Genomic DNA, 26,598 nt, shown 5'->3' on the forward strand with positions numbered 1-26,598 from the left:
CCTGTGCATGGGACGCGTACCGGGCTGAATCACTGCAAGATCCCGTCGTCCGCTGGCGTCCTGGAAAGCACGGATTTGCTATTTGGTCAACGCAACCGGTATACTGGTTCCGAATGAAACATCTGTGATTGTCGACGCCTCTCGGTGATGCAATAATCGATCACGCACAACCCTGGGACTCCGTTCATGCTTACAGCCTTGTTGTTTGCCGCCGCCTTGACTACTACCGTTATCGTAAGCTCGGACGACAGTTACCACGTCCCGCAGATCGAGCGTTCGATACTTGAGGGTAAGTGCCAAGACCGTGAACTCAAGCTCACCGAGCAGCGCGGCAAGATGACTTTGGCGGTCGACGGCGAAACGCGCGACATCAGCGGCAGCACCTTTGCGAAAAGCTACCTCTCAGGCAGCTACCTCGGGCGCTTTACGATAGCGTGCCGCAGAGACAATCAGGGCTTCTCGCTCAATTTCTTCGGCGTAGAGGTTCCAAAAGACGGCGTCCCTAGCCCCGCGGCGGGGGCGATCGGCTACGACTCGACACTGTCCGTCACATCGGACTCAGCTATTACCCGGCAAGAGATCGACCTCTACCAGTTCAATGTGAAGCGAAACGGATATTGGCTTCAATAGTTTTGCTTGCCATGGCATCGTGCTGTTCCGAGAAGTGCCGCCGATTCTTGAAGCCACTGACCTCTTCCGTGGCATGCACTACCCACGTTGCTGTAGCGTCCACAAACTGTTTCCGAAGCACTACGAACGCTAAGGGCGCCTGTCTGGTAGTTAACGCTAAGTAGTCACCCAAAATTCATCGTGAGTTTGCTCCCGAAGCCGCTCATCAAGGACTGAACCTCATCAAGCAGATCTGTGCCGTTCTTGGCAACGAAGCGGCGCCAGTAATGGTTGGCGCGCTTCCACAAAATCTCGATTCAATTGAGTTCAGGGCTATAGGGCGGCAGATAATACAGATACAAGCCATCCTTGGCCCACTGGCTCCGCTTCTTGTTTATATGGTCGCCCTTGTGGATGCTGGCGTTGTCAATCAAGACGATTCGTGGGACCTCGTGCAGCTGCGCCACAACCTGGTCGAAGAACGCGATTACATCATCGTTCGGAAAGTTTACTACGCAGATCGTTAAGGAGAGAGAGTTCGTGTGAGCAGGAACTCGGGGGTTATATACGGTTCTGTCGAATTAACGGAACCGCCACTGGGATCGGGTAGACTTTTACGCCCAAGCCTGTGAACGATGACCAGGCTCCACTTCGAAGGAATGCGTTTCCTGATCGGCGTCATCCTGGTGCGCATCCGTTAATATGCGGCTTACCCGCTGAGCTACCTGCACATTGGAGAAGTGATGGAAGAGCGCGGCGTATGGGTTGACCATTCAATCATCAATCGGTGGGCGATTCCCTTCCTCCTACTCATCGAGAAAATGGCTCGCAAGCACAAACGTCCGATCGGCAGCCGTTGGTGTATGGACTGCGCGACAATCGCAACCTCAGCGTATCGGTACGCGTCGGGGTAACGCGCGATATGCCCGATGTGTACCTGCCCGTGCATGTGCCTGCCACATTCTGATTTCATTGCGCCACCGTCCAAGCGGTGGCGATTCATCATTTGTTCTAGCAGCCTTCGATGGCCTTCTTTACCTGCTCACGTGCTGACACGCATCAGACATTATTATCATTATGTCGGCTGATTCCATCACGGCTCCCGCACTAGTTCGCCCGCCACACCGTCCCGTCCCAGGTACGGTAAAAATTATGGCTTTGGTGGAAAGATTCGTATAAAATCGACGCATAGAGATTTTCCAAGTGTCTTAACTAGTTGATTGATAAGGATTGTCGTGGAAAGTTTCCCGAGAAAAGAGTTGGTGAAGGTGGTTCAATCGGGAATGACCGGTTCGCGTAGCGCGTTCGCGCTCGCAGTTGGCCGGCTTGCTTCAAAGCTTAAACAAACCGACTTGGCGCTAGCCCAAGAGCTTGCGCAGTTCCTCTCTGTTGACAATGTCATGCGCGGCGCCGGGGACTTCGTCCCGACGCCAGTAGATGCCGATTCGCGAATGGAGCTTGTAGAAACCATCTTCCCAGTGGTTTTGCCAAAACGGCCTGTCTTTAGCAACACGGTTGACGGCGTGCTGTCAGGCGTGATGAAAGAATGGCGCAGCCTCGAACTGCTAATGCAGGAAGGCTTGGCGCCGGCAAGGATGTTGCTATTTTGCGGCAAGCCTGGCGTCGGCAAGACGCTTGCTGCGCACTGGTTGGCACAAGAACTCAAGTTGCCTCTGCTGACGTTGAATCTGGCGACGGTCATGAGCAGCTATCTTGGGAAAACTGGCAACAATGTACGCGCTGTGTTCGATCATGCAATCTCTCGACCATGCGTCTTGCTACTCGATGAGTTCGACGCGATCGCAAAGCGGCGCGATGACGACAGCGATGTCGGCGAACTCAAGCGCTTGGTCAACGTGCTCTTGCAGGCCCTCGACGACTGGCCAGCGAACTCGCTGTTAATTGCGGCAACGAATCACGGTGAACTCCTCGACCCTGCAGTGTGGCGCCGGTTCGATCACGTCGTCCAGTTCGAGCCCCCTTCACCGGAGTTGATTGTGGAGTATTTGCAGGATCTGCCGATGGGCGAGAACATCCGCCGGAATCTGGCTGCCCTGCTGCACGGGGAATCGTTCAGCTCGATCGGCCACCTCATCCATTCGTCTCGTAAAACCGCCCTCCTCGAGCAATCGGCGCTCGTACCGATTCTGGTCAAGAATGCCTTGCAGCTCAGGATGAGAAAAGGCGACATGGTTAAACCGCATGAAGGCGAGATGCTTCTGTTGCATCTGGAAGGCCTATCGCGACGGGAAATCGCATCTCGGCTGGGGAAAACCCATCCTACAGTGAGCAGTGTCATCAAACGTTACCTCGGGGAGTAATCAGGAATGGCGGCAACGAACATCATTTTGGGATACGGCGAGACGCTCACGCAGCCTTTCACGCTCAAGCGCGGATCGGGACTTAAAAAGTACCCGTATAACATCGCGCAGCAGCGAGAATTCTTGGGCAAGCAACTTGATCTGTTATTGCACACCCATCATGCACAGCCGCCGGCGCTCAAGCCTCGCGGCGAGTCCGTTGCCAGGTTTACGTTACATCCTGCCTTCCTCGCTAAAACACATCATCCCAATAACCTGCTCAAGGCAAGCGGCTTGCGTTGCGTGGGAAGTCGCTCAGCTCGCGTAGTGCCGCGCGACGTCGCAAGCAGCCGCCAACGTGCAGGTGAAGCGACCTTCACCGCAGCTTTGTATGTCGCAGGTACCGAGGTAGCATTTAGTAAGTTGAAGAGAATGCTTTTTTCGGAAGAGATTTCCGAAACGCAGCAGAAGGCACTCTGTCGATTCGAACTCCTGGAGGAGTTCAGCGCTGCGGACAAGAACTTCGCCAGGAATTCGGATCAAGCGCTGGCCTCTCTTGAGGTTGTCCTGCATGCCGCTGTCGAAGATGCCGACATCATCAAAGCGTTCGCATCCTACGTCGCCTCGCTAGGTGGAACAGCTGAAGTATCACGTGCGCTGAGCGTATCTGCCCTGACATTCATTCCAGTGCGCCTGGCGGCCGCTAAAGCGCAGGATCTGGCAGCGTTCCAATTTGTGCGGGCGGTGCGGGTGATGCCGTCATTACGTATCGGCGGCAGGGACATGCGTAGCTCGAGCGTCGTCGCGCCTGCTTTAACTGAGCAGCCGGCGATCGACACCAAGCTGAAGGTTGCAGTGTTCGACGGCGGCATCGGTCACACCGACCTGGGCCGGTGGGTACAAGAGACAATCTTGCCAGGTGCAGAGACGACCTCGGCGGCCTATCTCAATCATGGCAACGGTGTGACCAGCGCTCTGCTGTTCGGACCACTTGACGAAGATAGCGAGCAGTTCCCGCGCCCTTATGCAGACGTGCATCACTACCGCTGCATCAGCCCGTCGTTGCAGCTTTCCGATAATGTGCCCGATGTCGACCTCTACGATGTGCTCAAGAATATCGACCATGTCCTCAAAACTGAGCAATACGACTTTGTGAACTTCAGCATCGGGCCATATATGCCGATGGATGATGACGAGGTCCATCCATGGACGGCGCTAATCGACAGTCATCTCGCCTCTGGCAACACGCTGGCAGCTATCGCGGTCGGTAATGATGGCGAAAAGGAATGGCCGGAGAGCCGGGTGCAGCCTCCTTCCGATATGGTCAATGCCCTGGCGGTGGGCGCCTGCGACGGCACAGGTTTGTCCTGGGAGCGCGCGCCCTATAGCTCACACGGTCCCGGCCGCAGCCCTGGCATGATCAAACCCGATGGCGTAGCCTTCGGTGGTTCGGAAGAGGAACCCTTCGTCGTCTACAACGCTCTCAGTGGTCACTACGCTCACACGACAGGCACCAGTTTTAGCTCTCCAGCGACCCTTAGAACAGCGATCGGCGTGAAGGTCTCCCTCAATTCTCCGTTGAGCGTTTTAGCGGTTCGCGCCTTGATGTCGCACCACGCTAGCCGGCCAAAGCACATGCTGATGAGCCACATCGGACACGGCCGGTTTCCTCAAAGTGTCGATGAAGTCTTGACGTGCGAGGACAACGAAGTGCGAGTAATCTATCAGGGCACCCTGCAGGCCGGACAGAATCTGCGCGCGCTCATCCCGTTCCCCTCCCTGCCATTGAATGGGAAAGTCACTCTTCGCGCGACGCTGTGCTTTGCCAGTCATACCGATCCTGAACACGCTGTGAATTACACGCGTGCCGGGCTGACGGTGCTGTTGCGTCCGAAGAAGACGTCGAAGAAAACGATGCCATTTTTCTCGTCATCGAAGATGTACACGACCGAGCTCGAAGCGCGCACTGACGAGCAAAAGTGGGAGACGACGCTCAAACATGAACATCGGTTCAACGTCGACACGCTAGACGATCCGCTTTTCGACATCACGTACGGCGCGCGTGAGGACGGACAAAGCGTCGACAACGCCGCCCTCCCCGCTTTGCCATATGCGATGGTTGTAACAGTCGCCGCTGAAGACACGCCTGGCGTCTACAATAATATTCGGCAGCGCTACCAGACGCTGCAACCAGTCGAGATTCGCCAAGAGGTGCGCATTCAGAGCGGCACCGGGAAATCTCAACCGAGTTAAATTCCCGTAAAACAGTACGTTTCAATGTCTGAACAGATAGCCGCCGTCCTCGAAGAAATTTCCGTTCCGCCTATGGAGGTGATGACGGTATCACGCGACCTGGATGGGTCCGTTGGGTCTAATCGCGAGTGGCATGTGCCGAGGCAGATCAGCGCGAACACCGATGTCGCGGCGGTGCTGGCTTGGCTCGCGAACTTTGTCCATAAAAAGGCCACGTTCGACGCCTATCGAAAAGAGGCTGAGCGGCTGCTTCTCTGGTGTGTGCTTCAGCGTGCCAAGCCGCTGTCTTCCCTGACGCACGAAGATTGGTTGGCCTATCAGGCATTCTTGGGCAACCCCTTGCCCCGAGACCGATGGGTGAGTGAACAGAGTCGCAGACATCCTCGCAATGATCCGCGTTGGCGCCCGTTCGCAGGGGCATTGTCAGCGTCAAGTCAAAGGCAGGCGGGTATCATATTGACGTCGATGTTCGCCTGGCTTGTCAGTGCAGGCTACCTGGCAGGCAATCCGCTCTCGCTTTCCCGCCAAAGAGGTCGCGCACGGGCGCCTCGTATTGAACGCTATTTTGACGATGAACTCTGGCTAGAAGTAAAGGCCACGATTGACGCCATGCCGCGCGAAACGCCGAGGGAGCGTGAGCGATATCTGCGACTGCGGTGGTTGTTCACATTGCTCTATGTGTGCGGTCTACGCATCTCGGAGATTGCCGAGAACAATATGGGCAGTTTCTTCTGCAGGCGCGACCGCGATGGCAGCGAACGGTGGTGGCTCGAGATCCTCGGCAAAGGAAGTAAGGTACGCCTAGTGCCGGCGACCAATGAATTGATGAACGAACTCGGCCGATATAGGCGTGAACTAAGCTTCCCTGCGCTGCCTGTACCTGGAGAGTCGACGCCGCTGCTACTGCCCATCGGCGGGAAGCCTAAGGCGATGAGTCGCGGCGGGATCCACGATATCATCAAGGCTGTTTTCGCGATGACGGCCGAGCGAATCGAGCTCAAGGGACCACAATTCGTGCATGTTGCTCATCGAGTCAGTCAGGCATCGGCGCACTGGTTGCGGCATACCGCGGGGTCACACATGGCGAACAACTCCGTAGACTTGCGGCATGTCAGAGACAATCTGGGTCACGCTTCGATCAGCACCACTAGTGGTTATCTGCACGCACCGGACGACACGCGGCACAACGATACTGAAGACAAGCATCGAGCGAATTGGTAGCGTCGGCAGAAAAGACACAGCGATTCTTAGCTTTGGCAGCATTAGCCGACGTTCTTAACCAGGACAATGACCCCCTCATGCTCAAGGCGTCCGTTCGCCTCGGCAGCGGGACGCGCTGTACACTCGCGTTGGCCCTGGAACTCGCCCATGCCTACGCTAGTAATTGGCCGGGTACAGTTCGCGCTCGACCAACTCGATCATTATATGGATGATCTTGATGTGTAGCTCTTGAGTACGGTCAGCAAAATTACCGCCCGGGCAGCTGATGCAGACGTCTGAGAAGTCCTCCAATGGCGAGCCAGCAGTCCCTGTCAAAGCGATCACGACCATACCAAGCTTTTGCGCCATCTGGGCCGCGACCAGAATCGAAGGGCTTTTCCCGCTCGTACTGATCGCGAGCAGTACATCGCCCGGACGACCATGGGACTCGATGTAACGGGCGAACACCTGATCGTATCCATAGTCGTTTGCAACGCAGGTGATATGAGTTGGGTCGCTAATTGCGGTTGCGGCGATCCCGGGCCGATCACGACGGAAGCGTCCTGTCAGTTCTTCCGCGAAATGCATGGCGTCGCACATTGAACCGCCATTCCCGCAAGAAAAAGCCCTTCCTCCCTTGCCGAACGATGTCACCAGTACCTGTGCGGCGTCAGCCACGGTTTGCAGCTTGGTTGCGTCGTTCACGAACAAGTCCAGAGCGTGCCGCGCTTCGGTCAGCCCATTCTTGATATGTTCAATCATATGCTCTTCTCTATAAAATCAGTGACTTGCCGATGGCTCGAAGCCATGGACCTCGGTGGCCTGCTCGCAAGGCGTGCGCTCGACTTGCACTGTCGAATGGTAGATGTGAAATTCATCTGCGATTTCATGACGGACCGAGATCAGTAACGCTTCGAGATCCACATGCCCCGGATCGCAAACGATGTGCACGCTCAAGCTCACCTTGCCGCTTGTGATGGCCCACACGTGCAGGTCGTGGACGCTTGCAACGCCTGGCACTGCAAGAATCTTGGTTTTCACATCAGCTAAATCGATGCCTTCAGGTACACCTTCGAGCAAGACGTTCAAACTTGCTTTGAGCAGAATCCAAGTGCGCGGCAACACCCACAGTCCGATGGCCACAGCGATCAACGAATCGACCCAGGTGGCGCCGGTCCAGCGAATCACAAGCGCACCGACGATCACGCCAATCGATCCGAGCATGTCGCTCCATACTTCCAGATAAGCGCCTTTCACGTTCAGGCTAGCATCCTTACCGGCAGAAAGGAGCCGCATACTGATCAAGTTGATCACCAGGCCGAGCACCGCCACGATGAGCATGGCGCCAGAGGCTATCTCGGGCGGATCCTGCAGCCGCTTCCAGGCCTCAACAAGAATGTAAATGGCCACCATGAACAACAGAATCGCGTTGAGGGCTGCTGCCAGGATCTCGAAACGATAGTACCCAAAGCTACGCTTTGCGTCGGCCTGACGTCGCCCGATGTGAATTGCGGCCAGCGATATCGCGAGTGCGGCGGCATCTGTGAACATATGCGCCGCATCGGAAATCAAGGCGAGGCTATTCGTCATGATCCCGGCAATGAGCTCAGCGACCAGAAACGACGATGTCAGCCCTAGTGCTATCCACAGAGGACGAGCGTTCTGTGTAGGTGAAATGGCGTGCGAATGTGAATGCCCTGAACCCATGATATCTCCTCAATATCTTACATTTTTAAGTTGGCACTGGACCGACCGCCGGTCTTTGCATCGCATCGCGCAGCGGCGCGCAATTATTTGCGTACAGGCCAATCCTTACCTCAGTAGAAAAGCCGCCTGATGTGAACCACTTGCGGCGCAAGCACGGCCAAGAGCAGGATCAGCACCAGTGCAATGCCAGTTACGGCATCTACGTTGTCGAACCCTGCTGCAATCAAACCTACCGCCACCAGTGGGGCGATAAAGGGTAACAAAGCGACCGCTGCCTTGATCACGAACATCGCACCGTGCTGTTCGCACAATAAACAACTGTATAGCGCACGCAATGCGCCGGCCGTGAACGCGCACATTGCAAGCGGCATCAAATCGCTTGGCAAGAGGTTAGAGGCATGGTTAAGAGCATGTATGGCCCCTCCTGCGATAAACGGACTTGGAATTAGCAGAACGACGACAACGGCGAATCGCATATTTTCGTCCCGACCTGCCTCCTCTTCTTTGCCAACTGCGCGCTCGCATTTATTGCTATAAAGCATGATGACGGCAATTTGGTACAGGGCACTCGCAGCGAGCGAAAAGCTCTCCCAAAATATGGCGCCGTAAGCGGTCCACGCCAGTGACAGGACATTCGTTCCCAGCACAAGATGCGGCAAAACCACTTCAATCCCACTTGGTGTCAAACGCATAATCGACCTCTCCCTGATGGGCCGCACGAAGTGCATGGGCGAGCCAAACATGAGTGCCGGCACATACCGCTGACTCGCCCCTCAAGAGGCGGTGTGCTGTTCACACCGCCGGATACACAGCTTCACGCGGGTTTTAGACGGGGGTGACCACGCGCGTCTCACGCAGGGGGCCATCTGGATCCTTACGATGCGCCAGTCGATATAGAAGAGGCAGTACCAACAACGTTAGCGCCGTGGACGACAGGATGCCGCCGATAACCACCGTCGCCAGCGGGCGTTGTACCTCGGCGCCGGTGCCAGTGGCAATCGCCATTGGCACAAATCCCAAGGACGCAACTAGCGCCGTCATAAGGACCGGCCGCAGACGCGTTAGCGCTCCATGGGTGATCGCTTCGTCGAGCGACATGCCGTCTTCTCGCAGCGAGCGGATGAACGAAATCATTACCAGCCCGTTCAGCACGGCCACCCCAGACAAGGCGATGAAGCCGACCGCAGCGGTAATCGACAGCGGAATGCCTCGTAAAGCCAAGGCCGCGATCCCGCCGGTCAAGGCAAACGGGATGCCGGTGAACACCAACAGCCCGTCTTTGACGTTTCGGAACATCATAAATAGCAACATGAACACCAGGAACAACGCCAGCGGCACAACGATCTGCAAGCGCTGGGTAGCCGACTGAAGCTGTTCGAATGTCCCGCCCCAAGTGGTCCAATAGCCTGCAGGGATCTTCACGCCCTTGGCCAGAGCCTCCTCCGCTTCCGGCACGAAGCTGCCGATATCGCGGCCGCGTACATTGGCACTGACCACGATACGGCGTTTGCCGTCTTCGCGGCTGATCTGGTTCGGACCCGGTGCTAGATCGAGCGTTGCCAGTTCACCTAAGGGAATGAAGGCGGGAACGTCTTCATTGCCTCCAGCGCTTGTGCCTGAGGGTGGTGGCACTGCGATCGGCAGGCGACGAAGTGCATCCAAGTCTGCGCGTTGCACCTCTGGTAGCCGTACCACGATGGCGAAGCGGCGATCGCCTTCGAACATGGTGCCGGCCTCGCGTCCACCTGTGGCCGCAGAGATCGTGGCCTGCACATCAGTGATGTTCAGCCCGTAGCGCGCTGCCTTGTCCCGGTCAATATTGACTGTCAGCATCGGCAAACCGGTAGTCTGCTCTACCTTAACTTCAGCTGCGCCCGGCACGCGTTGTAGCACCGCGGCGATCTGAGCACCGGTCGATGCCAGCACTTCCATGTCGTCGCCATACAGCTTGACTGCGACGTCGCTACGCACGCCGGAGATTAGCTCGTTGAAACGCAGTTGAATAGGCTGCGAGAACTCATAGGCATTGCCGGTGTATTTTTCCGCCTCCTCTTGGATGGCTTCCACAAGTTCGGCGTGGCTGCGTTTCGGTTTCGGCCAGTCGGCCTCCGGCTTGAGCATGATGTAGCCGTCCGAGATGTTTTGCGGCATCGGATCGGATGCAATCTCGGCGGTACCGGTGCGGGCAAATATCCGTTCGATCTCGGGGAACTTCGCTTTGAGGCCGACCTCCAGCTTCTTCTGCATATCGACTGATTGGGTGAGGCTGGTCGCGGGAATGCGTAGCGCCTGGATCGCAATGTCGCCCTCATTCAAGTTGGGAATAAATTCGCTCCCGAGTCGTGTCGCCAGCAGTCCAGACAGGACCACGGTGACAATCGATGCCGTCAGCACGATCGGTCCGTTACGCAGGACAGCGCGCAATGCAGGCGCATAGGCATTACGCGCCATTGTCATTAAGCGGTTCTCCTTTTCGGCCACGCGCTTGCCGATGAACAGGGCAACGGCCGCGGGCACGAACGTGATCGACAGAATCATCGCGCCAAGCAAAGCTATGACGACAGCGAACGCCATCGGGTGGAACATTTTGCCCTCGACCCCGCTCAAAGCGAAAATCGGCAGGTACACAACCATAATGATCAACTGCCCGAACAGCAGTGGCCGGCGCGCTTCCTTTGCGGCCGCAAACACTTCACGGAAGCGCTCTTCCAAGGTTAGGTCACGTTTGGTCTGTTCTTGCGCGTGCGCCAGGCGCCGCACGCAGTTCTCCACGATCACGACCGCGCCATCGATGATGATGCCGAAGTCGAGAGCACCCAAGCTCATCAAGTTGGCACTGACCTTGTAGGTCACCATGCCGGTGAAGGTGAATAGCATCGACAGTGGAATGACCATCGCGGTAATAATCGCTGCGCGGATATTGCCCAGGAATAGGAACAAGATCACGATCACCAGGATCGCACCTTCGAGCAAATTCTTACGTACCGTGGAAATCGCCTTGTCGACCAGCACCGTACGGTCATACACGGGGACGGCCTTGACGCCAGCAGGCAAAGTCTTGTTGATCTCGACCATCTTCTCTGCAACGAGCTGCGAGACCTGCCGGCTGTTTTCGCCGATGAGCATGAATACGGTACCGAGCACAACTTCGGCACCGTTGTCGGTCGCGGCGCCCGTGCGCAGTTCGCGGCCGACGGCGACGTCCGCGACATCACGAATCCGAACCGCGACGCCATCGGTATTTTTCAGGATGGTGTTTTGGATGTCTTCGATGGTTCGCACCTGCCCCGGCGCGCGGATGAGAAGCTGTTCGCCCGAGCGCTCGATGTAGCCTGCCCCGGTGTTATCGTTATTGCGCTCAACCGCAGTGACGACGTCGGCCAGGGTCAGACCATAGGAACTGAGCCGGTTCGGATCCGGCGTGATGTGGTATTCCTTAGCGAAGCCACCGATCGAATTGATTTCGGTCACGCCCGGGACCTGACGCAACTGCGGCTTGATGATCCAGTCCTGCACTTCGCGCAAGTCAGTTGGCGTATAGGCTGTCCCGTCAGGCTTCTTTGCGCCTGCTTCTGTTTCGACCGTCCAGAGGTAGATCTCGCCCAAGCCAGTGGAAATTGGCCCCATCATGGGCGTTGCGCCCTCCGGCAGCCCTTCACGGGCTTCCTGCAGTCGCTGGTTGACCAGCTGGCGCGCGAAGTAGATGTCAGTACCATCCTGGAAAACGACTGTGACCTGCGACAGCCCGTAACGCGATAATGAGCGAGTCTGCTGCAGTCCAGGCAGGCCCGCCATCACGGTCTCGACCGGATAGGTAATGCGCTGCTCGACCTCGAGCGGCGAATAGCCTGGTGCCGAGGTGTTGATCTGAACCTGCACGTTAGTAATATCTGGCACAGCGTCGATCGGCAGACGCTGATAGTTGTAGACGCCAATTGCCGCCATGGCCAGGACTAGACCCATGATCAGCCATCGGCTGTCGATGGCGAAACGAATGATGCGTTCGAACATGGAAATCCCCTATTAGTGGTCGTGCTCGGCGCTGCCCTTGCCAAGTTCGGCCTTGAGCACGAAGCTGCCGCGATTAACGTAGCGCGTTCCTGCTGCCAGGCCCTTCAGGATTTCCACCCCTTTGCCGTCACTAATGCCGGCCACGATCGGCTGCGTGCGAAAGCCCCCTTCCGTCACTACAAACACTACTGGCTTGTCTTCCACCGTCTGGATAGCATCGGCCGGAATCGCCACAGCAGCCTGTTTAGTCCCTTGCACCAGTGCGACGTCCACGAACAGGCCAGGGCGCCACGCGCCGCCTGGGTTGTCGATCACGACGCGCGCTGTGGCGGCGCGGGACTGTGCCCCGACTAGTGAGCCGACATAACTTACCTTCCCAACGGCTTTCATATCAGAGCCGGTGGCACTGACAACCGCCGTTGCGCCGCTGCGCACGCTTGCCAAGTCTTTCGGTGTGACTGCGACATCGACCCAGACGCGCGAGAGGTCGGTTAGTACGAAAACATTGGTGTTTTCCTGCACCGCTTCGCCCCGCGTGATGTGCTTTTCAACGACGACAGCGTCGAACGGCGCACGCAACTCGTACCGGTTCAATGCGCCGCCTCCGGAGCCCACTTCAAGAGCTGCCAATTTCGAGCGCGCTGCCTGCAAGGTAAGCTCGGCCTCGCGAAGTGCCTGTTCGGCCTGCTGAAAGTCCTGCTGGGCAGAGATACGGTCCTCCCACAGTTTCTTTTCCCGCTCATAGATGGTTTTGGCCAGGCCGAGCCTTACCTGTGCCGCGCTCGCGGCGCTACGCAGGTCAGCCAGCTCCGGGCTTGAAATGACGGCTAGCACCTGGCCCTTCTTGACCGTTTGCCCCAGCTGCGCCGGCACTGATTCGGCGACGCCGCCCAGGCGCGGCACTACGTGAGCTGTCAGATCGTCGTTGACACGGACTTCGCCAGGCAGTTTGACAATGTTCTCGATCGTGGCCGCACCGGCAACGGCGGTCGTAATTCCGGCCTTTTCTGCCTGCATGACCGGCAGCTTGACCACTCCTTCGTCCTTGTGCTCATCCTCGGCGCGTTCGTCGCCTGCTCCACCGGCTTCTTTTGCGCCCTCCTTCTGACCGCTCTCGGCATGGCCATGGGCATCTTCGCCGGCGCTACCTTCAGCGCTTCCCTTGTTCCAGAACAGGATGGCCAGGGCCAGCACGACACCGACGGCCACGATTGCGGCAATGATTGGCAGATTTTTCTTACGATGATTTTGCAGGGGCGTCATTGCAGGTGTTCCTTGAAGATGGTGGTGCTCTCGGCATTAGTAGCCGGTGCGATTCGTTCGATATCAGTTGCTGCTCGATACCGATCGGACAGAGCGCGCAGATACAAGCTGCGTGCCTGAATTAATGCGCGCTGGGTGTCAAGAACGTCGAGAAACCCGAATTTTCCGAGTTCAAAACCAGTCACGGCAGCGTCATAGGCTTGCTGCGCCGCTGGCAGCATCTCGGACTTGAGGCTGTCGATCTGAAGCTGAGCGACCTCTGCACGCTGGTGAGCGTCCGCGATTTCCTCATACACCCGAAGCTGCTCGGCGCCTAATTCGTCGCGAGCCTGGTCGGCTCGTCTAAGTGCTGAGAGCATGTTCCCCTGGTTGCGATTGAAAAGTGGCAGCGGTACGGAGATACCAAAGACGGCTTCGCTCCCGCTGCGTTCACGATCCCGCTGGCTACCCACGGTCACCGTCACATCTGGTACCCGCGCCGAACGTTCCATGCCGACCAAAGCATCCTGCCGTTTGACTTGCGCTTCGGCCTGACGCAGTTGCGGCGACATGGTTAGCCGCTGCTCGAGCTCGTTCATCGTCGGTACGGCAGCGAACTCGACGGCTGGCATCTGGAGTGGCTGGGCAATCGCTCGCGAGCTGCCCATCAGTATCGCTAACTTGCGTTTGGCTGACTTCAGGTCGGCTGTTGCTTGGGTGAGGTCAAGACGCACGGCCGACTCTGCAACACTCGCACGGGTTTGTTCGACTGGCGATATCTTGCCGGCAGCGACGCGCCGACTCGCGGCATTCGTCGCCCGGCTTGCGACCTCAATGGCCGCCTCGGCCAGACCGACCCGCTCTTGCGCTGTCAAGGCCTCCAAATAGGCCGCCATAACGTCGGCACGCAACATCGCTCGTCGCACGTTCACTGCTTGGACGGCGAGTAGACGCTCTTGTTCGGCGACCGCGATGCGGGCGCTTCGTTTGCCGCCGAGCTCGATGAGCTGGGTAATCTGGGCGGTCTCGACCCTGGACCGACGGTCGGTTCCTTCGGTGGATAGAGCCAGCTCAGGATTGGGTATGACGCCTGCCTGAAGCCTCCCACCCTCGGCAATGCCGATCGCCTGTGATGCGGCTCGTAAGCCTGGGTTGCCTGCGTACGCAGCCTGCAACGCCTGCTGCAGGGTCAGCGGCAGTAGCGACGTATTCCCGGCGAGCGGCGGACTGTTTGGATCGCGCAAAATTTCCGTTTGCGCGTAAAGGGACGTCGACTGTGAAAACAGCAACAGCGCGCCCATGATCAACGATCTGGATTGCATAGATAACTCCGAAGTTAACGAATCGAAAGCTATCCGGCGACAGCGAGCACACCGGCCGAGTGCGTTGGCACACGGTCGGAAGGCTCGGGGATTACCTGGTAAAAGAAGGTATAGCCGCCGGAATTACACGGCGGCGGGCCACTGGGGGCGTTCGGGAGGGACTTGAGTGACTGAAACGTAACTGACGTTTGGACCAACCGGCGCGAAGTGCGCCATCGTCAGGTAGGGGGCGTTTTGAACGGCTGCGGGAGCGAGCACTGCGTGCGCGCACGAAGAACAATGCGAGTGCTGCGCGATCTTCTTCGTCGACGCAGGCTTACCGTCATCGGCCGCCGCCACCTGATCGTGAGCGTCGGTCTTATGCTGATGATGTCCAAGGTGCTGTGCGGCTCGTCCAGTCTCATGCATGCAATAGGCGCTGATCGCACTCCAGGTGAACTGGAACGCGAGCATCATCAGCATGCAAGTGAGAAAACGGCGCATCATGGTCGCGAGTATAGCATCGGTGCGGTTAATCGTTGCTGCCATGCAGACGCACGCGAAGCAGACGCATACCATTAAAGATAACCAGCAGGCTGGCGCCCATGTCCGCGAACACGGCCATCCACAAGGTGGCCGATCCTGCGATAGCGAGCACCAGGAACACGGCCTTGATCAGCAAGGCTGCAACGATGTTCTGCTTGAGGATGGCGGCTGCCTGCCTGCTCAGGCGAATGAACTGCGGGATCTTGCGCAAATCATCATCCATCAGCGCGACGTCGGCTGTTTCAATGGCCGTGTCGGTGCCCGCTGCGCCCATCGCAAACCCGATATCGGCCTTGGCCAGCGCCGGGGCATCGTTGATGCCATCCCCTACCATGCCGACGGTACCGAATTGCGCCACCTCGTCATTGATGGCAGAGAGCTTATCCTCGGGCAGCATGTTCCCGCGGGCGTCATCGATGCCAACCTGCCGTGCGATCGCTTTGGCCGTCACCGCGTTGTCGCCGGTGAGCATGACCGTCCGGATCCCCAACCTATGAAGCTGGGCCACCGCTTCGCGACTGGTTTCACGAATGGTATCGGCCACGCCGATCACCAGCAGTGGCGACGTCTCATCGCAGAGGACAACCGCGGTCTTTCCTTCACCCTCCAGTGTCGACAGGACGCTTTCCGTCGCGGTATTGCAGATGCCGAGCTCCTCGACCAGGCGGTGATTGCCGAGGTAGTACCACTTCCCGTCGATCCGCCCTTTCGTGCCACGGCCGGTCAAGGCCTCGAACTCGGTCACGGATGCGAGGAGCAGGTCCAGGCCCAAGTTTTGCCAGTGGCGGCTCACCGCGGTCGATACCGGATGGTCGGAACGGTCCGCGAGCGCGGCCGCGAGCTGCAGATGAGTCTGTGCATCGCCTTGCAGGGGCAACACGTCCGTCACTTCGGGTTTACCTTGGGTGATCGTGCCGGTCTTGTCCAGTGCGAGCGAGCGCAGCTTGCCGCCCTGCTCCAGGTAGACGCCGCCTTTGATGAGGATACCGGCTCTCGCCGCCGCAGCCAGGCCGCTGACGACGGTGACCGGGGTCGAGATCACCAGGGCGCAGGGGCACGCGATCACCAGCAGAACGAGTGACTTGTAGATCCATGGCATCCATTCGGCGCCCAGCATGAGCGGCGGCACCAGAGCGACGGCGAGCGCAATGGCGAACACGATGGGCGTGTAGATGCTGGAGAAGCGGTCGACGAAACGCTGCGTGGGCGCGCGGCTGCCCTGCGCGTCCTCGACCGCGCGGATGATGCGCGACAGGGTCGAGTTGCTGTGGCCGGCGGTGACACGGTATTCGAAAGAGCCCGTTTCATTGATCGTGCCGGCAAACACCTTGTCGCCGACCGTCTTTGGTACCGGCATGCTCTCGCCCGTGATCGGCGCCTGGTTGACGGACGACTGGCCGGTGGTCACTTCCCCATCCAAAGCGATCCGCTCGCCGGGTGCGACACGGGCCAGGGCGCCGATCGCGACCGTGGTGGCGTCCTGTTCACTCCAGCTGCCGTCGTCAAGGCGCACGCTTACCCGCTCGGGTGTCAGTGCCATCAGGCCCTGGATGGCGTTTCTCGCACGGTCAAGCGATCGGGCCTCGATTATCTCGGCAAGCGCGAAAAGGACCATGACCATCGCCGCTTCGGGCCACTGCCCGATCAGTACCGCCCCGGTCACGGCGATTGACATCAGGGCATTGATATTCAGGTTGCGGTTCTTGAGCGCGATCCAGCCTTTCTTGTACACCCCCAAGCCCGTCGTCGCGATCGCAAGCAGCGATAGCAGGATGACTGGCCACCAGTTTTCATCGCCCGTCGTCCATGCGACCACCTCGGCACCGACTGCTGCGGCCAAGCCCAGGGCAAGGACTGCATACTGCCGCTTTCGGGAGACGGGTGGGACCGCCTCGGCTCGTCCTTGCCCAGCTGCAACGAGCACCGCCTGCATACCGATGGACGTCAGTGCATCCAGGATCGCCATTGCCGGCCCACTATGCCTGACGACCAAGCGACGCTGGACGAGATTGAAGTCGAGCTGTTGGACCTGCGGCATGCCGGACAGCTTGTTACGGATGAGCGTCTCCTCGGTTGGGCAATCCATGTTCTCGATGCGGAAAACAGTGCCGGCTGCTGACCCGCTTTGCTCCTCGGTCTGTTCAATCACCGGGTCCATGCCGACCGCCCGTACTGCTGCAAGGATCGCCTGTGGATCGCCGAGGCTGTGCTCCACCCGCAAGCGGCGCTGGACAAGATTGAACTCGAGCTTTCCGACGCCTGCGACGCGCCCAAGCGCCTGCCGCAGCAGCCCCTCTTCAGTCGGGCAGTCCATTTGGTCGATGCGAATGAGAAGGGAACGGTCCAGGGTTGAAGACGAGGCACCCGCGGTCTCGATCGATGCAGATTTTTCGCAACATGATTTGGTCTGGCATTCCGACATGACGACTCCTCGAGAACTGTGTATAGTTCACATTGAACACCCTGTAGCGGGTACGGGGTCAAGCACTAAGTTAAAGTAGCGGGATTTTTCTTGAAAATTGGCGAATTGGCAGACCGGTCAGGCTGCTTGGTTGAAACCATCCGCTACTATGAGCGCATCGGATTGCTCGCTCCGCCTGAGAGGTCGGCAAACAATTATCGAGCCTATAACGAGCTTCACGCTGAGCGCTTGCTGTTCATTCGCCATTGCCGCGCCTTGGACATGACACTCGATGAGATCCGGACGCTGCTCGATTTTCGCGAGGCGCCCGGAAAAAATTGCGAGAGCGTCAACGCGCTACTCGACAAGCACATCGGGCACATCGTCGACCGTATAGCAAACCTGTCAGTACTGGAAGCGCAGCTCAGAGACCTCAGGAGCCGTTGCGTCGCCACCGACAGCACAAACCCATGTGAAATCCTGCAGGCGCTCGGCACTGCCGACGCTTGCGACGAGCCAGCAAGGCTTGGGCGCCATTGACCAGCCCTGGACTTTCCGCGCCATCACTGCATTGCCGAATCAGCGAACAGCCGCAACAATGCGCTTGACCTTCAAGTAGCTAGAAGGTGTTTAATATCAGGTTCTCGAACCTGAAGACAAGTATCCCGATATGACGTACCCCGTTTGGCGTCGGCTAATCGCCTCCGTAATGTTCTGCTGCTGCGTGATCGGTACGACACACGCTAATCCCACATCATCGGAAGCGGAAGTCCGACAGCTCTGGCAGTTGCTCGATTATGTCGCCGTCGATTACGCCGGCGCGGTCCAGAACGGAGCGATTGTCAGCGAACTCGAATACGGCGAAATGCAGGAGTTCTCGACGCGCGCGCAGAACCAGGTGAAGGCATTGCCTCCGCATCCCCTGCATGCAGAACTGGCAGCTGCCACCATAAAACTAAAGCAGGCGGTCGAGCGCAAGGAATCGCCGCAACAGGTTGCCCAGCTTGCGCGCGAGGCAAACCGTTTGCTGCTGCAGGCCTACCCCTTCCCTGTTGCGCCGCGCGCCCTGCCCGATCTGGCCCGCGGTGCGGCGCTGTACCAGGCGCAATGCGCTTCATGCCATGGAGCGGCCGGCGCCGGCGATGGGGCACTCGCGGCCAAGCTCGAACCCAAACCGATCGCATTTACCGATGAGGAAAGAGCCCGCTCGCGCTCTCTCATGGCCCTGTATCAGGTCATCAGCCAGGGTGTCGAGGGCACATCGATGCCGGCCTTTGCAGGCTTGTCCGAGCATGACCGCTGGTCTCTGGCGTTCTATGTCGGCCGCCTGGCGTTCAAGGACACGGACATCGCAGCCGGAGAGTCTGCATTCGCCCAGAGCAGCTCCGCGTCTGCCACGATTCCCGACATGAACACGCTCGTGACGGCAACCGAAGAAGAACTGGCGAAGGCAAGCTCATCGTCGACCGCGCGGTCGGTTCTGGCCTATGCACGTACCCACCCCGGGGTGGTACTGGAGCAGCAAGAACGCAAGGGCATCGTTCTTGCGCGCAAGCTGCTGCAAGACAGTCTGGATACCTTGAAAAATAACCAGCGGTCGAAGGCTACCGAGCTTGCTTTATCGGCCTACCTGGACGGTTTCGAGCCGCTCGAGGCGAGGCTCGATGCGACTGACCGCCAGTTGCTGGTCGACGTTGAGCGAACCATGCAGCTGTACCGGGGCGCGGTTGCACAAGGCAACGTGTTGCGTGCGACCGAATACGCCGCGCAACTCGACGCGTATTTCGTGCGTGTCGAGGAGCTTACCGGCGCGAACAAGACCGATGCGACGACGGTGTTCGTGGGCGCGTTGACCATTCTCCTGCGCGAAGGTGTCGAAGCCTTGTTGATTGTGATCGCGATGGTCGCGTTCCTGCGCAAAGCGGAGCGTCCACAAGCCTTGCACTACGTGCACGCAGGCTGGATCTCGGCGCTGGCGGCAGGCGCCTTGACATGGGTGGTGGCCACCTATGTGGTCAGCATCAGTGGCGCAAGCCGTGAAGTGACCGAGGGCCTCTCGTCGCTATTCGCTGCCGCGGTGCTGCTGTCGGTCGGACTATGGATGCACCAGAAAGGCCAGGCCGGACAGTGGCAAGCCTACCTCAAGCAGCATTTGACGGCAGCGATGGAAAAACGCTCCGCATGGGCCTTGTTTGCCCTGGCGTTCATCGCGGTGTACCGTGAAGTCTTCGAAACGGTCCTGTTCTACTCGGCGCTCGCCGCTGACGGCAACGGCACCGCCCTGCTGGCAGGATTCGTTACAGGCCTGGTCCTGCTGTCGGTGATCGCCGTAATTTTCCTGCGTACCAGTGCACGCATGCCGATCGGTAAATTCTTCTCGTTCAGCTCCGTGCTGGTGGCCGCCCTGGCAGTTGTCCTGGTCGGAAAAGGAATCGCAGGGCTGCAGGAAGCCGGATGGCTGACGGCCACACCGGTCACGGGACCGCGGATGCCAGTTCTCGGCCTCTACCCGACGATAGAGACTTATGCGGCGCAACTGGCCCTGCTCCTGGCGGCTGGTCTTGGCTTCGGCTTCAATCTGATGAAGGTCCGCAAATAGTAAGCGGACGCTCGCAGCTGGCATCGCGACCGATGCTAGCCGGAGCAATCTTCAGCTTGAGCCTCACCTGGCTCGACGCATGCAACCATGACGTTTTCGCCGGGAGCTAAACAGCTTGAACCGCGAAAGCTTGGACCGAATCAGATTCCAATCTATTTTGTAAGCGCCGCCTTGGCCGTGCTTGGGGGATCCTCGGGATGCTTCCCACGTTTAGGCAGGTTCCGCCGGGGCGCCTGGCCGTCGGGTGCGGCGTAAGGATTCGATTCGATGCAGGCCACGGACAAGCCGAGCTGTCCGGCGCGGATTGCGGCGATGTAATCGCCTGAACCCGCGCCGACGATGAACAGGTCGTACTACGCTTTCACGTGATTCCTCCCAATGCCCGAGTCGTTGCGTTCACTCTGCCGGATTGATTAAATTCCCTCCGCCACGTTCTCGGGCGGACGGGCGAAGCGCTGGTAAAGCGTTGGCAGCACGAACGGCGTCAGGATCATGGCGGAGATCAAGCCACTGATCACGACGGTGGCCAACGGCCGATGCACCTCGGCGCCGGCGCCGGTTGCCAATGCCATCGGCACGAAGCCCAGCGACGCGACCAATGCCGTCATTGAGACGGGGCGCAGGCGTCGCAGCGCACCTTCGGGCACCGCTTCGGCCCACGGAAGCTGTTTCGCCAGGTCGTCGATCAAACCCGCCATCACCAGCCCATTGAGGACGGCAACACCGGACAATGCGATGAATCCGACGGCCGCCGAAATCGAAAATGGCAGGCCACGCGATCAGAGTGCGGCGATACGCCTGATCCCGGCGAGAGGCACGCCCGTGAACACGACCGCGGCAGCGCGCTAGGAACCGACGGCAGAATAAAACAGCACCAAGATGAGTGCGAAGCAGGCCGGTACTACGACCGCCAGGCGCATCCGCGCACGCTCGAGGTTTTCAACCTGTCCGCCCCAGGTAATCCATGCACCGGCCGGCGGCCGCGCGTCGGCATTGATGCATTCACGCGCTTCAGCGAGCGCGTGGATTCCAGTCCGGGAATGCCGGCAAACGCCGTTTCGATCGGATAGGTGACCTGCCGTTCGACGTCGGCCGGCGCGAGCGCTGGTGCGACGACGTTGATCTGCACCTGCGTATTGGTGATGTCCGGTACCCTTTCACGTGCTGCATGGTGAGCACGCGCTGCCAGCTCATGACCAGCATTAGCGATTGCAACATAGCGCTCGCTGGCAGCAAGGGTAACGAACGCTTCGGTAATCCGAACTGTCAGCTCCGCTTCAGCAGAGCGCGCCCCAATGCCGGCAGCGGCCCGCTGCGACTGTGCCACGCGCATCCTGGCGCTCCGCTTACCTCCGAGCTCTAGAGGCATCGATAGCCGGACCGCCTTTTCTCCTCCACCGAAACCGGAGTAACGTCGCGATCCCATGACATTTTCGGCCTCAAGGGAAAGGGTCGGGTTCGATCGAAGTCCAGACTGGCGCACAATGGCATCGGCCACGTGCAAGGCCGCTTCGGCGCCCTTCAACTGCGGTGCCTGGCTACCGGCTCGGGCGACGGCTTCGGCAAGTGTCAATGGGGTGCTCTCAGCAATGGCAGAGCCTGCGGCCATACACATGGCCACTAGGGCCATGGCGACGGAAGCGTTGATCTCAATGCGCCTGATTGGATTCGCTTGACGAATTAATAAATGAGATTTATAAACCTTAAAGCCACTTTAATGTCGAGAAGATGTCACGCACATTTACGATAGGACAGCTGTCCGCTGCGGCGCAGATGCCCCCAGCGACAATTCGCTATTACGAGAAAATCGGGTTGCTCGACTCTCCATCCCGCTCTGGCAGCAACTACCGGCTGTACGGGAGCGAGGATGTAGCACGCCTGAGCTTTGTTCGCCGTGCACGGGAGATCGGGTTCACGGTCGACCAGGTTCGAAGCCTGTTGGCCTTCTCCGACCAGCGAGACGGCGACTGCTGCGCCGTGACAGCGCTGACAGAACAACACCTTGCCGAGGTCGAACAAAAGATCAGAGACCTCAACTTATTGAAAGAACACCTTTCCCGTCTGCTGATTTCATGCCGGGGCGGCCGATTTGCCGATTGCGGGATCATTGATGCCCTCGCGCCGGCGGGACAAGCCGGGTAGCTCACTCAGCGTGGTGCCAATCACAGGTCCTGAGCACACTTGACCTTGAAGCTGGTTGAAGGTTTACCCTCCAATAACCAGCCACCAAAAAACTCACTTTCATGACACAAAATCAGACCACGCCTTCAAGCGGCTTTGAAACCGAGCTGTTCGTCTCCAAAATGGACTGTCCGTCTGAAGAAAACTTGATTCGGATGGCTTTGGACAAAGTCGACGGCATCGATCATGTCGCTTTCGACCTCAATACCCGAACCGTCACAGTGCTCCACCGTGGGAGCGCAGATATCCTTCTGGACGTCCTTCAACCTTTGCGACTGGGGGTGGAGCTTCGCAGCTCACGTCCGGCTGAGCCACGCTCTACCGTACAACGCACGATCAGCACGCTCGCAATACCGAAGATGGACTGCCCGTCTGAGGAAAACATGATTCGCATGGCGGTAGCAGATGTCGACGGCATTCATTCGCTCAACTTCGATCTCTCTGCACGGCAGCTCCACGTAGCACACTCGGGAAACATCGATCCTATATTGTCGAAGCTGACACGGTTAGACTTGGGCGCCCACCTGATTGGTTCCCGACCAGACCTGTCCCAATCGACTAGCGGCTCCGATAAAGCCGGAGACGCGTCAGAGGCGAAAACGTTGCGGCTGCTGCTGGCTATAAATGCTGTAATGTTCGTGGTCGAACTCGGATGGGGGTTGATTGCAGAATCCGCAGGATTAGTAGCCGATTCGCTCGACATGTTCGCCGATGCAGCGGTCTATGGCTTAGCGTTATACGCGGTTGGCCGCGCGGCTGCGCTAAAAACTCGTGCGGCCCACGTGGCTGGGTGGCTTCAGCTCGTGCTCGCACTAGGTGCGCTGAGTGAAGTGGTTCGACGTGTCTTCTTTGGCAGTGAGCCCGAATCTGTTTTGATGATGAGCGTTGGAGCAGTAGCCCTCATTGCTAACGCTGCCTGCCTGATTTTGATCGCCAAGAAACGTGATCGGGGTGCGCATATGAAGGCAAGTTATATATTTTCCGCCAACGACGTTATCGCCAATCTCGGCGTGATCGCCGCTGGAGTGTTGGTTACCTGGACTGGTTCGCCCTACCCCGATCTCGTTGTGGGCACCATCATCGCCGTCATCGTACTCACTGGTGCGCGCCGGATCCTCAAACTAAGATAGCGAAATCTGCTTTTGTTGCAAGATTGGCTGACCGGTAGGTGGCGAGCTGCCCACTACCGGTCATGGTAGCTACTTCATTATCCGACTTCGCCCACCTATGACATCAGGGAGACAGGCTAAGCCGAAGTCCATCAACAGCTGGGAAGGCAACCTTACCAATAATATAGTCGCCATTACTTCCGTCGAACTTCACATCAACATGACTCATTGTCGCCGTTTCTCTTCTGAAATCGCCAACTCTTTTCCTCCCATCGCGCACAGCGACTAGCCACCAATAGAACGCTGCATACTCGGCGACGAACTGCGCCCGCCAGCATATCCTTACCCGCTGTGCAAATTCGTTCCCATAAGGAAATCCCACATTCCAGTCCTGGAAATCTGCTTGGTTTGGCGATGCATGCATCAAACTAAAATAGGTCTCGTAGCTGTTTCTGAGCATGATAAAGGCTAATAGTTTCATGTTGCAGCCGCTGGGAGAATCCAGAAGGTCTCTGATGGATTCGGCTCGATGACGAACATAGTCTTCATCGTCGAACGGTTCCGATTCTGCGATTACTCGAAGTAACCGTCGTAGCGTTGCACGATAAACCTTTAGCGCAAGATTAAGTTTTTCAGTTTTCCAACGCTTCGGATAAAGGACGCTTTTCATAGGGTCGCATCGTTCAAGCGCAATTTTCCAGGTCAAGACCACGAGTTGGGGAACTTTGCGTGTCGTGAAAGGTAGTATTGCTGGCGGAGGGACCTGGTGAATAACCCACTGCAGCAATGTAGTTTCAGGCCTCAACCACGGCGAGAAATGATATGCCCGTGAAGACAAAAGTGATTCTAGCTGATTGCGTGCTGCTGTCGACTCCTCCCACCAATGATCAAGACTTTCAAAAGCCCGCGCGTATTCCCTTTTGCTTTGCTGTATCTCCAACCGGGCATCCACGCTCAATCCAACGCCTGAGACGGGACCGTTGCAGTGCGGGCAGACGTATGGCCTGCTTAGGATTTCTTGATGAAATCCGTAAGTGGGCAAATGCTTGCCACACGAGTAACACGTATCGCGCAGTGCAGCTCCATCTAGCGGGCAGTGGGAGAGGAACTTCGATTGATGCCAGAAGCTGTGATAAAGATGCCCTAGACATAGGGGACAATAGCGAAACGCAGTATTCCACCATATAGACCTATGTTTCTCAGATGATGATCCGAATACCTCTTTCTCGCTCGGCTCATCAATCCACCAGCTGCTGTGACTGAACACGTCCGGGTCGAAACCACGCTTGTAGGAAAAAGTAGCATGCTCTTTCTGATAGCCCGCACCGTGAGTGCAATGGGTGAGCAGTTCTTTCACTCCGAGGCCGTTACGCCAGGCGAATCGCCATATTGAGGAGACCATCGATTCGTTCGGCAAGGGAACCAAATCGAGCGCGGCGTTGGAAGGAAGCTCTCTAACGGCGTTATCGTAAATTTTCATCGCGGTCTCCCTTGTGCTCGCTTGGCTTCACCTTTCATTTCGGCAATTGAGTCCGCCAGAAGTGCAAAGTCAACAGCTTCGTCCCAAGCGTCCGAGCTTGGAAACACACCCGGTGCGTCGCGATGATGCTGGACCGTGAGATAGCGCCGTAGTGCCGTGAAGAATTGTCGGGCTGGAAAACCCACTTTGTGCACCGAATGCGGGGAACATTTTTTCACAGCTTCAAAAAACCTCGTCGTCTCGTTCTCCAGTCGAAATCCAGCGTCCCAGGCATTCGGCATAAAAAACTGGGTCCAGGTCTGGGAAGTTTCAGCTGGCCAGACGGAACTGTCATATTGAGCAAAAATCGACGCCACATCTTCCTTATACGAGAATGCTCGAAACGATTGACGGCGCCGTGCAAATCTGGAGATGAGATCAGACTTACCCAGCTCCCGAAGGCTGCCGATAACGTCAGAGAAATCTGGGTCCTGCCCCATCATGATCGTTACCAACTGGACGCCTTCACGGTCCAACTCGTTATAGATATCTTTCAGGAAGAGAAAATCTTCTAGACGCATGGCATTTGCTTCATCGATAAGGAGCACGACAAACGGTGACTGATATACCCGGGCCAGATCAATGAGGCGTCGCACAAGTCGGTGGCGCAGGTCGAAGGTCTCGCCACGAAGTTCTGGGTGACCTACCGCAGTAAGAAAATGTTTGAAGAATGCGCGGATCGATGAAACTTGCTGGTTCCAGCTGTTATGCCGGATCACGACCAATTCGGGCATGCGGTCACGCAGTAGATGTTCGAGTAGGACAAGCGCGCGAGTCTTTCCTACACCGCTTTGCGCAGTGAAACAGCAACCGCTTTCGCGCACGAGCAGGATGTGGCGGACGACTTGGTAGAGTTCCTTGATTGGTTCGGTCAATAGGACAGTATTTCGATTAAATGCAGGATGGTCGATCGTCAGTAGGTCAGCGAATGCAGTCAATTTAATCTCCTAAAAAAGTAGGACCAGTCTTGGGAGCTTCGAAATCGAAGAAACTACCGGTCTTGGGCGAGATTGAAGGCGGTGAAGGTATCAGTGAGTCCCCTAGCGCCGCTTTATCACCGATGCGCTTTTGATCGGCCTGGACCTTGGAAAGGGCGAGCGCTTCCTTAGACGCGCGCTTGGCGTTTTGAGCAAGCTTGCTGCGTTCGCGCAGTTCGTCCGCCTTGCCATCGCACCAGCGTGCCGCCACTGACGTCGAATTCTCATGCAGGCGTTGCGACAGACCTGCCTGGTTCATAAGTGCACGGTTGCGCCAGGAAATATGGTGTCCTTGCTTGTTCGCCGGGGCCTGCAGAGCGCCGAGCTGTTCGCCCGTCTCGAGTACGGTCGCATTTGCGACCTGGACATCGCGTCGATCGCAGTAGACGATGAGCTGCCGGTCGATGAGGTCGTAGGCGTTCGCAAGCGCGGCGTTTGTATACTTCCATCGCCCGAGAGTCACATGAGGCCGGATATTATTCTTGCGGCTGCCGCAAACCTTAACAACTTCGACATGAGAAAGAAGCTTCAAGTCTTGCTGCGCCGGAATCCCCCTCTGTCAGGATAGATGTCGCGTCACTTGAATCACTTTAATCCATCCGGGGGCGGAGCAAAGACGCGCAGTGAATCAGTACCCAGCAGA

Annotated in this window: 22 protein-coding genes and 2 pseudogenes; 9 read left to right on the forward strand and 15 right to left on the reverse strand. The window is 57.8% G+C overall.

Features of this window, described 5'->3' with window-relative positions; all coding sequences use genetic code 11:
* Positions 1 to 186: 186 nt before the first annotated feature.
* Complete coding sequence (locus ABIB42_RS23255) at positions 187 to 630, forward strand: hypothetical protein (protein ID WP_184236228.1); 444 nt, start codon at positions 187 to 189, stop codon at positions 628 to 630.
* A 296-nt stretch (positions 631 to 926) separates the two neighbouring features.
* Here ABIB42_RS23255 and ABIB42_RS23260 read toward each other — a convergent pair whose 3' ends face one another.
* A complete protein-coding gene (locus ABIB42_RS23260) occupies positions 927 to 1,076 on the reverse strand; it encodes a transposase (protein WP_370659805.1) in 150 nt (49 codons plus the stop codon).
* 168 nt (positions 1,077 to 1,244) lie between these two features.
* Between ABIB42_RS23260 and ABIB42_RS23265 the strand changes: the two are divergent.
* The 4 genes and pseudogenes from ABIB42_RS23265 to ABIB42_RS23280 form a co-directional block, all read left to right on the forward strand.
* Positions 1,245 to 1,478 (forward strand): annotated as a pseudogene (locus ABIB42_RS23265) (IS6 family transposase); the annotation flags it as partial.
* A gap of 366 nt (positions 1,479 to 1,844) precedes the next feature.
* Positions 1,845 to 2,930 (forward strand): AAA family ATPase, encoded by a 1,086-nt coding sequence (locus ABIB42_RS23270; protein ID WP_429249051.1) that lies wholly within the window; start codon positions 1,845 to 1,847, stop codon positions 2,928 to 2,930.
* 6 nt (positions 2,931 to 2,936) lie between these two features.
* Entirely contained in the window at positions 2,937 to 5,162 is a 2,226-nt protein-coding gene (locus ABIB42_RS23275) for a S8 family peptidase (protein WP_184236230.1), read from the forward strand.
* A 24-nt stretch (positions 5,163 to 5,186) separates the two neighbouring features.
* Positions 5,187 to 6,383 (forward strand): tyrosine-type recombinase/integrase, encoded by a 1,197-nt coding sequence (locus ABIB42_RS23280; protein ID WP_109343478.1) that lies wholly within the window; start codon positions 5,187 to 5,189, stop codon positions 6,381 to 6,383.
* A gap of 156 nt (positions 6,384 to 6,539) precedes the next feature.
* Here ABIB42_RS23280 and ABIB42_RS23285 read toward each other — a convergent pair whose 3' ends face one another.
* The 8 genes from ABIB42_RS23285 to ABIB42_RS23320 form a co-directional block, all read right to left on the reverse strand.
* Positions 6,540 to 7,124, reverse strand: coding sequence for an SIS domain-containing protein (locus ABIB42_RS23285; RefSeq protein WP_109343479.1), 585 nt, complete (start codon positions 7,122 to 7,124; stop codon positions 6,540 to 6,542).
* An 18-nt stretch (positions 7,125 to 7,142) separates the two neighbouring features.
* Positions 7,143 to 8,069: a cation diffusion facilitator family transporter gene (locus ABIB42_RS23290; protein ID WP_005670924.1), complete on the reverse strand. Its 927-nt coding sequence runs from the start codon at positions 8,067 to 8,069 to the stop codon at positions 7,143 to 7,145.
* Positions 8,070 to 8,179: 110 nt separating this feature from the next.
* Positions 8,180 to 8,761 carry a hypothetical protein gene (locus ABIB42_RS23295; protein WP_157225733.1) on the reverse strand — a complete coding sequence of 194 codons (582 nt, stop codon included), beginning with the start codon at positions 8,759 to 8,761 and terminating at the stop codon, positions 8,180 to 8,182.
* Positions 8,762 to 8,894: 133 nt separating this feature from the next.
* Positions 8,895 to 12,080, reverse strand: a complete 3,186-nt coding sequence (locus ABIB42_RS23300) for a CusA/CzcA family heavy metal efflux RND transporter (protein WP_005670927.1) — start codon at positions 12,078 to 12,080, stop codon at positions 8,895 to 8,897.
* A gap of 12 nt (positions 12,081 to 12,092) precedes the next feature.
* Positions 12,093 to 13,343: an efflux RND transporter periplasmic adaptor subunit gene (locus ABIB42_RS23305; RefSeq protein WP_005670929.1), complete on the reverse strand. Its 1,251-nt coding sequence runs from the start codon at positions 13,341 to 13,343 to the stop codon at positions 12,093 to 12,095.
* Entirely contained in the window at positions 13,340 to 14,644 is a 1,305-nt protein-coding gene (locus tag ABIB42_RS23310) for a TolC family protein (RefSeq protein WP_005670931.1), read from the reverse strand. The genes ABIB42_RS23305 and ABIB42_RS23310 overlap by 4 nt, the downstream gene beginning before the upstream one ends.
* A gap of 123 nt (positions 14,645 to 14,767) precedes the next feature.
* Positions 14,768 to 15,172 (reverse strand): hypothetical protein, encoded by a 405-nt coding sequence (locus ABIB42_RS23315; protein ID WP_157225734.1) that lies wholly within the window; start codon positions 15,170 to 15,172, stop codon positions 14,768 to 14,770.
* Positions 15,156 to 17,591: a heavy metal translocating P-type ATPase gene (locus ABIB42_RS23320; RefSeq protein ID WP_005670933.1), complete on the reverse strand. Its 2,436-nt coding sequence runs from the start codon at positions 17,589 to 17,591 to the stop codon at positions 15,156 to 15,158. The genes ABIB42_RS23315 and ABIB42_RS23320 overlap by 17 nt, the downstream gene beginning before the upstream one ends.
* A 90-nt stretch (positions 17,592 to 17,681) precedes the next feature.
* On the opposite strand from ABIB42_RS23320, the gene cadR reads away from it, so the two are divergent.
* Positions 17,682 to 18,110 (forward strand): Cd(II)/Pb(II)-responsive transcriptional regulator, encoded by a 429-nt coding sequence (gene cadR, locus ABIB42_RS23325; protein WP_005670935.1) that lies wholly within the window; start codon positions 17,682 to 17,684, stop codon positions 18,108 to 18,110.
* Between the two features lie 130 nt (positions 18,111 to 18,240).
* A complete protein-coding gene (locus ABIB42_RS23330) occupies positions 18,241 to 20,169 on the forward strand; it encodes an FTR1 family protein (RefSeq protein WP_429249052.1) in 1,929 nt (642 codons plus the stop codon).
* A 193-nt stretch (positions 20,170 to 20,362) separates the two neighbouring features.
* On the opposite strand, the pseudogene ABIB42_RS23335 reads toward ABIB42_RS23330, so the two are convergent.
* The 3 genes and pseudogenes from ABIB42_RS23335 to ABIB42_RS23345 all read right to left on the reverse strand — a co-directional run.
* Positions 20,363 to 20,516, reverse strand: a pseudogene (locus ABIB42_RS23335) (dihydrolipoyl dehydrogenase); the annotation flags it as partial.
* Positions 20,517 to 20,582: 66 nt separating this feature from the next.
* Positions 20,583 to 20,939, reverse strand: coding sequence for an efflux RND transporter permease subunit (locus ABIB42_RS23340; protein WP_307161710.1), 357 nt, complete (start codon positions 20,937 to 20,939; stop codon positions 20,583 to 20,585).
* A 131-nt stretch (positions 20,940 to 21,070) separates the two neighbouring features.
* Entirely contained in the window at positions 21,071 to 21,778 is a 708-nt protein-coding gene (locus ABIB42_RS23345) for a TolC family protein (RefSeq protein WP_157225735.1), read from the reverse strand.
* 119 nt (positions 21,779 to 21,897) lie between these two features.
* Between ABIB42_RS23345 and ABIB42_RS23350 the strand changes: the two genes are divergently transcribed.
* Together ABIB42_RS23350 and ABIB42_RS23355 are read left to right on the forward strand one after the other, a co-directional pair.
* Complete coding sequence (locus ABIB42_RS23350) at positions 21,898 to 22,311, forward strand: MerR family transcriptional regulator (RefSeq protein WP_040778152.1); 414 nt, start codon at positions 21,898 to 21,900, stop codon at positions 22,309 to 22,311.
* 101 nt (positions 22,312 to 22,412) lie between these two features.
* Positions 22,413 to 23,480 carry a cation transporter gene (locus ABIB42_RS23355; protein ID WP_005670944.1) on the forward strand — a complete coding sequence of 356 codons (1,068 nt, stop codon included), beginning with the start codon at positions 22,413 to 22,415 and terminating at the stop codon, positions 23,478 to 23,480.
* Positions 23,481 to 23,583: 103 nt separating this feature from the next.
* On the opposite strand, the gene ABIB42_RS23360 is transcribed toward ABIB42_RS23355, so the two are convergent.
* Genes ABIB42_RS23360 through ABIB42_RS23370 form a run of 3 tightly spaced genes read right to left on the reverse strand, consistent with a single transcriptional unit; the run spans position 23,584 to position 26,487 of the window.
* Complete coding sequence (locus tag ABIB42_RS23360) at positions 23,584 to 24,939, reverse strand: TniQ family protein (RefSeq protein WP_312485452.1); 1,356 nt, start codon at positions 24,937 to 24,939, stop codon at positions 23,584 to 23,586.
* The gene (locus ABIB42_RS23365; protein WP_005670948.1) at positions 24,936 to 25,916 is read right to left on the reverse strand and encodes an ATP-binding protein; all 981 of its coding nucleotides are present in this window, start codon (positions 25,914 to 25,916) and stop codon (positions 24,936 to 24,938) included. Before ABIB42_RS23365 ends, ABIB42_RS23360 begins: the two co-directional genes overlap by 4 nt.
* Before the next feature lies 1 nt (position 25,917).
* A complete protein-coding gene (locus ABIB42_RS23370) occupies positions 25,918 to 26,487 on the reverse strand; it encodes a hypothetical protein (RefSeq protein ID WP_429249053.1) in 570 nt (189 codons plus the stop codon).
* Positions 26,488 to 26,598 lie beyond the last annotated feature (111 nt).

The organism is Massilia sp. UYP32, assembly GCF_050434365.1.
GTDB classification, from domain to species: Bacteria; Pseudomonadota; Gammaproteobacteria; order Burkholderiales; family Burkholderiaceae_D; genus Telluria; species Telluria timonae.